Source organism: Brevundimonas sp., from assembly GCF_031082345.1.
GTDB lineage: Bacteria > Pseudomonadota > Alphaproteobacteria > Caulobacterales > Caulobacteraceae > Brevundimonas.
The window spans coordinates 1-9,175 of sequence record NZ_JAVHLH010000099.1 but is presented as its reverse complement, the minus strand read 5'-3'; the positions used below and the strand labels follow the sequence as shown (position 1 = coordinate 9,175).

At 69.0% G+C, this 9,175-nt stretch carries 11 protein-coding genes and 1 pseudogene; 3 read left to right on the top strand and 9 right to left on the bottom strand.

All coding sequences use genetic code 11. The annotated features are described in order from the left end of the window. The 3 genes and pseudogenes from RDU12_RS08160 to RDU12_RS08150 form a co-directional block, all read left to right on the top strand. Positions 1-313, top strand: a pseudogene (locus tag RDU12_RS08160) (RNA helicase); the annotation flags it as partial. Between the two features lie 112 nt (positions 314-425). After that, entirely contained in the window at positions 426-1,481 is a 1,056-nt protein-coding gene (locus RDU12_RS08155) for a GGDEF domain-containing protein (RefSeq protein ID WP_300290078.1), read from the top strand. A gap of 31 nt (positions 1,482-1,512) precedes the next feature. Further along, on the top strand, positions 1,513-2,307 hold the full coding sequence (locus tag RDU12_RS08150) for a 1-acyl-sn-glycerol-3-phosphate acyltransferase (protein ID WP_300290077.1): 795 nt from the start codon (positions 1,513-1,515) through the stop codon (positions 2,305-2,307). Here the strand turns inward: RDU12_RS08150 and RDU12_RS08145 are convergent. The 9 genes from RDU12_RS08145 to RDU12_RS08105 form a co-directional block, all read right to left on the bottom strand. Beyond that, positions 2,285-2,641, bottom strand: coding sequence for a TfoX/Sxy family protein (locus tag RDU12_RS08145; RefSeq protein ID WP_300290076.1), 357 nt, complete (start codon positions 2,639-2,641; stop codon positions 2,285-2,287). The genes RDU12_RS08150 and RDU12_RS08145 overlap by 23 nt on opposite strands. Position 2,642: 1 nt before the next feature. Continuing rightward, a complete protein-coding gene (locus tag RDU12_RS08140; RefSeq protein WP_300290075.1) occupies positions 2,643-3,038 on the bottom strand; it encodes an iron-sulfur cluster assembly accessory protein in 396 nt (131 codons plus the stop codon). A 7-nt stretch (positions 3,039-3,045) separates the two neighbouring features. Continuing rightward, the gene (locus RDU12_RS08135) at positions 3,046-3,441 is read right to left on the bottom strand and encodes an SUF system Fe-S cluster assembly protein (protein WP_300290074.1); all 396 of its coding nucleotides are present in this window, start codon (positions 3,439-3,441) and stop codon (positions 3,046-3,048) included. Then, positions 3,438-4,676 carry an aminotransferase class V-fold PLP-dependent enzyme gene (locus RDU12_RS08130; RefSeq protein WP_300290073.1) on the bottom strand — a complete coding sequence of 413 codons (1,239 nt, stop codon included), beginning with the start codon at positions 4,674-4,676 and terminating at the stop codon, positions 3,438-3,440. Before RDU12_RS08130 ends, RDU12_RS08135 begins: the two co-directional genes overlap by 4 nt. Continuing rightward, complete coding sequence (gene sufD / locus RDU12_RS08125; protein ID WP_300290072.1) at positions 4,655-5,683, bottom strand: Fe-S cluster assembly protein SufD; 1,029 nt, start codon at positions 5,681-5,683, stop codon at positions 4,655-4,657. Before sufD ends, RDU12_RS08130 begins: the two co-directional genes overlap by 22 nt. Then, the gene (gene sufC / locus RDU12_RS08120; protein ID WP_300290071.1) at positions 5,680-6,429 is read right to left on the bottom strand and encodes a Fe-S cluster assembly ATPase SufC; all 750 of its coding nucleotides are present in this window, start codon (positions 6,427-6,429) and stop codon (positions 5,680-5,682) included. The genes sufD and sufC overlap by 4 nt, the downstream gene beginning before the upstream one ends. Positions 6,430-6,443: 14 nt before the next feature. Next, positions 6,444-6,671, bottom strand: coding sequence for a hypothetical protein (locus RDU12_RS08115; protein ID WP_300290070.1), 228 nt, complete (start codon positions 6,669-6,671; stop codon positions 6,444-6,446). A gap of 56 nt (positions 6,672-6,727) precedes the next feature. After that, positions 6,728-8,194, bottom strand: coding sequence for a Fe-S cluster assembly protein SufB (sufB, locus tag RDU12_RS08110; RefSeq protein ID WP_300290069.1), 1,467 nt, complete (start codon positions 8,192-8,194; stop codon positions 6,728-6,730). Then, a partial coding sequence (locus RDU12_RS08105; protein WP_308684417.1) for a cysteine desulfurase family protein occupies positions 8,194-9,175 on the bottom strand: 982 nt, incomplete at its 5' end. The genes sufB and RDU12_RS08105, both read right to left, overlap by 1 nt.

Below are 9,175 nucleotides of genomic sequence, written 5' to 3'. Positions count from 1 at the left end.
GCCCGCTCCCGAGGAAGCGGCTGTGGTCGAGGCCGGGACGGCCCCGGCCCGCCGGACCCGCAGCCGGCGCGGCGGCAAGTCCGCCCGGACCGCGGTGGATACTCCGGTCGAGGTCGCCGCAACGCCCGTCGTGGCCCCCGTCGCCGCCGCCGAACCCGTGTCCCAGGACCGGCCGACACAGGAGGCCCACCTGCGTCAGTCCGATCGCCGCGGCGCACGCCCGGCCGAGGAGACCCAGCGCAGCAACGGCCGGCCGTTCGGCGAGGCGGAAGTCCCGGCCTTCCTGCGTCGCGCCGTGTCCATCAAGGGCTAGGCCGTCCTGAATCGATGCCGAGGAGGCTCCGGTTTAACCCGGCGTTACGGAACCCCGGCCTAGCGTCCCGGCATGAGGTCGCCGTCTCAAGGCGATCCGCCAGAGGACATCGATGACTGAAGCGGTTGAAACCACGCTGCGCGGACCCGAAGCCTATTCCCTGGCGCGTCGGGCCGTCGAAGCGATGGAGGCCGCGTCGGTCTGGCCGACCCCGCTGAATTTCGAGCTCTGGCTGCAGTATCTCGGCGAACCGGAGGGACCGCTCGGACGCGAGATACAGCGTATGCTGAAGGCCGCCGAGCCCTTCACCGAAGAGGTGGCCGAGGTGCTGGCCGCCGAGTACCTGCCGCGCGGTCGGCTGACCGAGCAGATCCGCGACGCGGGGCAGGTGCTGGACCGCGAACTGTCCAGCGTGACCGAAGCCATCTCCCGGGCCCACAAGGCCCAGTCGGACTATGGCCGCACCCTCGAGGGCGCCGCCGGCAGTCTGGACGCCGCGGATGGCGCGCCCCAGCTGCGGGCCATCGTCTCCACCCTGTCGACCGCCACGCACAGGATCCAGCAGGACAACGAGACGCTGGAGAAGAAGCTGGAGCTCTCGACGCGCGAGATCGCCCGGCTCAGCGAGCACCTGGAGCAGGTGCGCCGCGACTCGATGACCGACGCCCTGACCAACCTGGCCAACCGCAAGGCCTTCGACGAACAGTTGGACAGCGCCTGCGAAACCGCCCTGACGAAGGGCGGGCGCCTGTCGCTGGCGGTGCTCGATATCGACCACTTCAAACGCTTCAACGACACCTGGGGCCACCAGACCGGCGACCAGGTGCTGCGCTATGTGGCCAGCGTCCTGGCCAAGGCGGCCGGTCCGACGCGGGTCGCGGCCCGTTATGGCGGCGAGGAGTTCGCCATGATCTTCCCCGACGAATCCCTGCCGGAGGTGGAGGCGGTCCTGGAAAGCGTGCGCAAGGAGATCGGCTCCCGCTCCCTGCGCCGACGCTCGACCAATGACGACCTCGGCGCCGTCACCGTCTCGATCGGCTTCGCCCACTGGCGCGGCGGCGAGACCTCGACCAGCCTGCTCGGGCGCGCCGACGCCGCCCTCTACGCCTCCAAGCGCTCCGGCCGGAACCGCGTGACCTGCGCCGACTGGCTGGACAACGTGGCCTAGACCCGGGACCGATTCGCCCCATAGTCGCCCGATGCGAAGCTTGGCCTTCAACCTCGCCTACTGGCTCCTGTCGATCCTCTACGCCTCGGCGGCGGCCTTCGCGGCCCTGGCACCCGGACGCGGCGCCACCAGCTGGATCATCCGCCGCTATGTGAAGCGGATGGTGCAGGCGATGCGCCTCTTCGCCGGCATCCGGATCGAAGCCCGCGGCAAGGAGCGGCTGCCGACCGGCGCCTTCATCATCGCCTCCAAACACCAGAGCTGGGGCGACGGCTTCGCCACCTACGACCAGTTCGACGACCTCGCCTTCGTCACCGGCGATCACCTGGAGAAATTCCCCCTGCTCGGCACGGTGCTGCGCAAGCTCGGAGCCATCGTGGTCAACAACTGCGGCGGACGCGAAGCGCGCGAGGCGCTGCAGCAGCGCGCCGCCGACGCCCATGCCGCCGGCCGCAAGATCCTGATCTATCCCGAAGGCAACCTGGCGAAGGTGGGCGAGAAATTCCGCTACCGCTCCGGCGTCTGGCACATGTATCGCGACTTCGACATGCCAGTGGTGCCCCTGGCCACCAACCTCGGCCTGTTCTGGCCGCAGGAGGCGTTCGAAAAGCATCCGGGCGTCGCCACGCTGGAGTTTCTCGACCCCATCCCCACCGGCCTGCCCAAGGATGAATTCCTCGCCCGCCTCGAGGCGGCGGTGGAAGGCAAGACCGCCGAACTCGTCGCCGAGGCCACGGGTGGAGCGGTCACGCCGGCGGTGCAGGTTCCGACCCCCGACGAAGCCCGGCGACCGGAGGCCCGGCCTAGCGCTTCCGCGGCTTCTTGAGCGCCGCCTTGCGCCGCGCGGCCTCCAGCGACTGTCGGGCCCACTCGACCGCCTCGTCGGGGTCGTCCACGGCGCTGTCCGGCAGGCTCCAGTAGGGCATGGCCATGACCTTGCCGTCCTTCGACGCATAGGTGATCTGGCGGGCGCCCGTGGCCTCCAGCGCCGCGCGGTTGTGCTCGTCGGCCTTCATCCAGATCACACCGTCGTCCAGCAGGGCGAAGATCAGGCCGTCGGCATAGACGCTGGCCGCGCCGAACATCGGCTTGATCTCGATCGGGCCGAGGCCGGCGAAATGCTCGCGGACCCAGGCGCCGAACTCCGGGTCATAGGCCACGTCAGTTCGCGTCGCCGAGCGCCGGCACGATGGTGACGCTCTCGCCGCAGCCGCAGGCGTCGGTCTGGTTCGGATTCCGGAACACGAATTTCGACGCCAGCTTCGTGGTCTCGTAGTCGATCTCCGAGCCGATCAGGAACAGCACCGCCTTGGGGTCGATCAGAATGGTGACGCCCTTGTCCTCGACCACCTCGTCCAGCGGCTCGATCGTCTCGGCATAGGCGAAGGTGTACTCCTGCCCGGCGCAACCGCCGTTCTTGACCCCGACGCGGATGCCCACGGCGGGCGTGTCCGCCTTGGCCATGATCTCGCGCACGCGCGCGGCGGCGGCGTCGGTCAGCGACACCGCCTTGGGGCGGGGCCGGCGTTGGCGGGTCGTAGTCTGAAGCTCGGTCATCACGTCCTCAGAACATGTTCAGGGCCAGCTTGGCCTCGTCGCTCATCTTCGACGCGTCCCACGGCGGATCGAAGGTCAGTTCGGCGCGCGCCGAGCGCACGCCGGGAACCTTCTTCACCGCGTCCTCGACCCAGCCGGGCATCTCGCCCGCCACCGGACAGCCGGGCGCGGTCAGCGTCATCTCGATGGCCACGTCGCGGTCGTCCGACAGGTCGACCTTGTAGATCAGCCCCAGCTCATAGATGTCGACCGGGATCTCGGGATCGTACACCGACTTCAGCGCCGTGATGATGTCGTCGGTCAGACGGTCGATCTCCGCCTGCGACAGCGCCCCGTTCTGAGGCGCGTCCCACGCCTCCGCGAAGGCGGGGCTGTCGGTGATGCGGGCGGTTTCAGTGGTCATGCGAAGAACTCACGGGCCTTGATGAGGGCGTCGACGAAGGCGTCGGCGTCCTCTGTGGTGTTATATAGGGCGAAGGAGGCGCGCGCGCTCGAGGTCAGGCCGAACCGCGCGGCCAGCGGCTCGGCGCAGTGCAGGCCGGCGCGCACGGCGACGCCATAGCGATCCATCACCTGGGCGATGTCGTGGGCGTGGGCGCCGTCGACGGTGAAGGTCAGGATCGCCCCCTTCCCGTCCGCCTCGCCGATCACCCGCAGCCAGTTGACGCCGTCCAGCCGCGCGCGGGCATGGTCGTAGAGGGCGCGCTCGTGGGCGGCGACGGCGTCGCGGTCGAACTGCGACAGCCACTCGATGGCCGCGCCCAAGCCGATGGCCTCGACGATCGGCGGCGTTCCGGCCTCGAACCGGTGCGGGGGCTTCGCATACCGGACCTCGTCCCGGGTCACGGTCTCGATCATCTCGCCGCCGCCCTGATACGGCGGCAGCGCCTCCAGCGCCTCCGCCGTGCCGTACAGGGCGCCGATGCCCGACGGTCCGTACAGCTTGTGGCCGGTGAAGACGTAGAAGTCGCAGCCGATGGCCTGCACGTCGGGGACCGCGTGCACCGCCCCCTGGCAGCCGTCGATCAGCACCCGCGCTCCGGCGGCCTGGGCCAGCCGGGTGATCTCCGCGACCGGATTCACCGTGCCCAGCACATTGGACATGTGGGTGACGGCGACGACCTTCGTCTTCGGTCCCAGCAGGTCGGCGTAGGCCGCCATGTCCAGCGACCCGTCGTCCAGCACCGGAATCCACTTCAGCACCGCCCCGCGCCGCTCGCGCAGCAGGTGCCAGGGCACGATGTTGGAGTGATGCTCCATCTCGCTGACGATGATCTCGTCGCCGGGCTGGATGGACTGGCCGATTCCGGCCGCCACCAGATTGATCGCCTCGGTCCCGCCCTTGGTCCAGACGATGTTGTCGGGCGTTTCGGCGTTGAGGAACCGCGCCACGCTCTCGCGCGCCGTCTCGAAGGCCTCGGTCGTCTCATTGGCCAGGGTATGCAGGCCGCGATGGACGTTGGCGTAGCTGCCCTCCATCGACCGCACCATGGCGTCGATCACCGCCCGCGGCTTCTGCGCCGAGGCGGCCGAGTCGAGATAGACCAGCGGCTTGCCGTTCACCTGTCGGGACAGGATCGGGAACTGGGCCCGCGCGGCCTGCGCGTCAAAGCGGGTCACAGGCGAGCCGTCAGCCATTCCCGCACCACCTCCCGCGCGCCCTCGTCCTCGATCCGGTCGACGACCTCGACCAGAAACGCCTCGGTCAGCACGGCCCGCGCCTCGTTTAACGGAATCCCGCGCTGCTGCAGATAGAACAGCGCCGCCGGGTCCAGATTGCCGATCGTGTTCCCGTGGGCGCACTGCACGTCGTCGGCGTAGATGACCAGCTCCGGCTTGGCGTCGACCTCGGCCCGTTCGCCCAGGATCAGGGCGTGGTGGCCCATGCGGGCATCCGTGCCGTCGGCCCCGCGCTCGACGATGATCTTGCCCTGGAAGACGCCGCGGGCGGTGTCGCGGACGACGCCCTTGGTCAGCTGGGAGGTCGCGCCGTCGGCGCCGACGTGGTCGACCACCGAAGTCAGGTCCGCCTGCCGCGCATCCGACAGGACATAGAGCCCGTCGACGCGAACATCGGCGCCCTGCCCCGGATGCCGCACCTCGGTCTCCAGCCGTTGCAGCTTCGCGCCCGTCGTGGCGATGGTCTGGCGATAGCGGCCGCCGGCCTCGACCCGCACCTCGGCCTGGGTGATCGAGATCGCATCCTCCGGCTCGTCGGTCAGGACGATGCGGGTGACCTCGGCGTCGCGCGCCACGTCCAGCTCCAGCCGGTTGTGCGCCACATAGGCCGAGCCCCGGCCCTCATGCGTCTCGAGGATCAGCAGCTTCGCCCCGGCCCGCGCCGAGATGCGGGCGGTCGCCGCGTGTCCCGTGTCCGTCGCCCTAGAGAGGAAGCGCAGCCGCACGGTCTGCCGGCCCGAGCCCATGAAGGCGCTCGCCCCCACGGCGCGACCATTGACGAACACCATGGCCTCGCCGCCCAGCGCCTCGAACGGGCCGCCCCCGGTGATCGAGATCGCCGCCGACGGCGACGGCGCGGGCGCCTCGCGCAGATATTTCCGCAGGTCGCTGTATTTCCACGCCTCGACGCGCCGCGAGGGGAAGCTGGACGCGTCCTTCAGATCGATGACGGGAAGCGCGCTCACGCCATCGCCGGAAGATACTGATCGTACCCTTCCGCCTCCAGCTGGTGCGCCAGTTCGGGTCCGCCGGACGCCACGATCTGACCGGCCACCAGCACATGCACCCGGTCCGGTTTGATGTGGTCCAGCAGGCGCTGATAGTGGGTGATGACCAGCATGGCCCGCTCGGGGCTGCGCATCGCATTGACCCCGTCCGCCACGATGCGCAGGGCGTCGATGTCGAGGCCCGAATCCGTCTCGTCGAGGATCAGCAGCGACGGCTCCAGCAGGGCCATCTGCAGGATCTCCATCCGCTTTTTCTCGCCGCCCGAGAAGCCGACGTTGAGCGGCCGCTTGAGCATGTCGAAATCCATCTTCAGCGTCGTCGCCGCCTCGCGGACCATCTTCAGGAAGGCGGGGGCCGAGACCTCCTCCTCGCCGCGCGCGCGCCTCTGGGCGTTCAGCGCCGTGCGCACGAAGGTCAGGGCCGGGACGCCGGGAATCTCGATCGGATACTGGAACGACAGGAAGACGCCCTTCGCCGCCCGCTCGGCGGGCTCCAGCGCCAGCAGGTCCTCGCCCTTCCACGACACGGACCCGTCGGTCGCCTCATAGCCGGGCCGCCCGGACAGGGCGTAGCCCAGCGTCGACTTGCCGGCCCCGTTCGGCCCCATGATGGCGTGCACCTCGCCCGCCGGAACGTCGAGCGTCAGGCCCTTGAGGATCGGCTTGTCGCCGACGGAGACGTGGAGGTTGGAGATGGAGAGCATTTTCAGAACTTGCTTCAAAGACAGGCGAAATTGACGGCGCAGGTGTAGTGCAGACCAGCGTAGATGATCGTCAGCGGGTTCAGGATGATGAGTCCGAGCAAGGCCCACGCGGCGCGTGCCCGAAACTCCGAAAAGGCCCATCCGACCAAGGCGAGCCACGCGACACAAAGCACCCCGCCCACCCACAGGAAGCCTTCGATCCAGGTGATTGCCGTTACGGCCGCGGAGGCAGCAGCCAGCACATAACTTCCCACCAAGACGAGCGCGAAGGGCGGATGGCGCGGATGCGAAGCCTCCCTCACCCCACGCTCCCTTCCAGACTGATCGCCACCAGCTTCTGCGCCTCGACGGCGAACTCCATCGGCAGTTTCTGCATCACGTCGCGGACGAAGCCGTTGACCAGCAGGGCCACCGCCTCCTCCTGCGACAGGCCGCGCTGCTGGGCGTAGAACAGCTGGTCGTCGGACAGGCGCGTGGTCGTCGCCTCGTGCTCCAGCTGGGCCGAGCCGTTGCGGGCCTCGATATAGGGCACGGTGTGCGAGCCGCAGTCGCCGCCGATCAGCAGGCTGTCGCACTGGGTGAAATTGCGCACCCCGGTCGCCTTGGGATGCACCGACACCAGGCCGCGATAGGTCGAGTCCGACCGGCCCGCCGACACCGCCTTGGCGATGATCCGGCTCTTCGAATTCTTGCCCAGGTGGATCATCTTGGTGCCGGTGTCGGCCTGCTGACGTCCGTTGGTGATGGCGATCGAATAGAATTCGCCCGAGCTCTCCTCGCCCTTGAGGATGCAGGACGGATATTTCCACGTCACCGCCGACCCTGTCTCGACCTGGGTCCAGCTGACCTTCGACCGGTCGCCGCGGCAGTCGGCGCGCTTGGTGACGAAGTTGTAGATGCCGCCCTTGCCCTCGGCGTCGCCGGGGTACCAGTTCTGGACCGTCGAATATTTGATCTCGGCGTCGTCCAGCGCCACCAGCTCGACCACCGCCGCATGCAGCTGGTTTTCGTCGCGCATCGGGGCGGTGCAGCCCTCCAGATAGGAGCAGTAGCTGCCCTTGTCGGCGATGATCAGGGTGCGTTCGAACTGGCCGGTCTGGCTGGCGTTGATGCGGAAATAGGTCGACAGCTCCATCGGGCAGCGCACGCCCGGCGGGATGTAGACGAACGACCCGTCGGAAAACACCGCGCTGTTCAGGGCCGCGAAATAGTTGTCCGAGACCGGCACCACCGAGCCCAGATATTTGCGCACCAGCTCAGGATGTTCGCGCAAGGCCTCGGAAATCGGCATGAAAATCACCCCAACCTTGGCCAGCTCGGCCTTGAAGGTGGTGACCACGCTGACGCTGTCGAACACCGCGTCCACGGCGTAGCGCGGCGCGCCCTCGACCCCGGCCAGCACCTCCTGCTCCTTCAGCGGGATGCCCAGCTTGGCGTAGACGGCCAGCAGGTCCGGATCGACCTCGTCGAGGCTCTTGGGCCCCTCCTTCTTCTTCGGCGCGGCGTAGTAGAACAGCTGCTGGTAATCGACCGGCGTGTATTTCACCGACGACCAGGTCGGCTCCTCCATCGCCTGCCAGCGCTCATAGGCGGCCAGACGCCATTCCAGCATCCACTCGGGCTCGCCCTTCTTCTCGCTGATGAAGCGGACGATGTCGGCGTTCAGCCCGCGTGGGGCGTATTCGGTGTCGATATCCGAGGTGAAGCCGTGCTCGTATTTCTCGAGGGCGGCGACCGCGTCGATGGTTTCCTTGACGGCGGCCATCAGGCGACTTCCTTCACGCGGTCCGAGTGGCGCGCGCGATATTTTTCCCAGGCGGCGACCCAGGCCCCGGCGAACCGGTCCCAGTCGCCTTCGACCGTGCCCCAACCGCCCGAGACCCGGACCCCGCCGGTCGCCAGATGGTCCAGCCCCATGGCCGAGATCGTCTTCGAGGGCTTGGTCTTGCCCGACGAACAGGCCGAGCCCGCCGACACCATCACGCCGACCAGGTCGAGGGTGATCAGCTGCTGCGGGCTGTCCCAGCCCTCGACGGCCATGAACAGGGTGTTGGGCAGGCGCTCCGCCGCCCCGCCGATGATGGTCGCGCCGACGGCCGCCACCTTCGCCTCGGCCGCATCCCGCCACCCCTTGTGTTCCGCCGCCAGAGGCAGGTCGCGCACGGCGCATTCGGCCGCCGCGCCGAAGCCGGCGATGCCCGGCACGTTCTCGGTGCCGGCGCGCAGCCCCCGCTCCTGCCCCGCCCCGTGCAGGGTGCGGATGACCGGAACACCTTCCTTCGACACCAGTGCGCCGACGCCCTGGGGCCCGCCGAGCTTGTGCGCCGACAGGGTCAGGGTGTCCGCGTCCAGCGTGCGCATGTCGACCGCGATCTTGCCCGCCGTCTGGATGGCGTCGACGTGCAGCCAGCCGCCGGCCTCGCGCACCAGCTTCGCGGCCGCCTCGATCGGCTGGATCACGCCGCTCTCATTGTTGGCATGGTGGATGGCGACCACCGCCCGGCCCGGCCGCGCCAGCGCCTCGGCCAGCCACGCCAGGTCGACCACCCCGTTCGCGTCGACCGGCAGGATCTCGACCGGCCGGCCGCTGACATTGGCCGCCTCGGCCACGCACGGATGCTCGGTCGCGCCGACGATCAGCCGCTCGCAGCCCGCCGCCAGCGCGCTCTGGATCGCCTGGGCGTTCGATTCCGTGCCGCCCGACGAGAACACGATCGCCGTCGGATCGGCGCCGATCAGCTCGGCC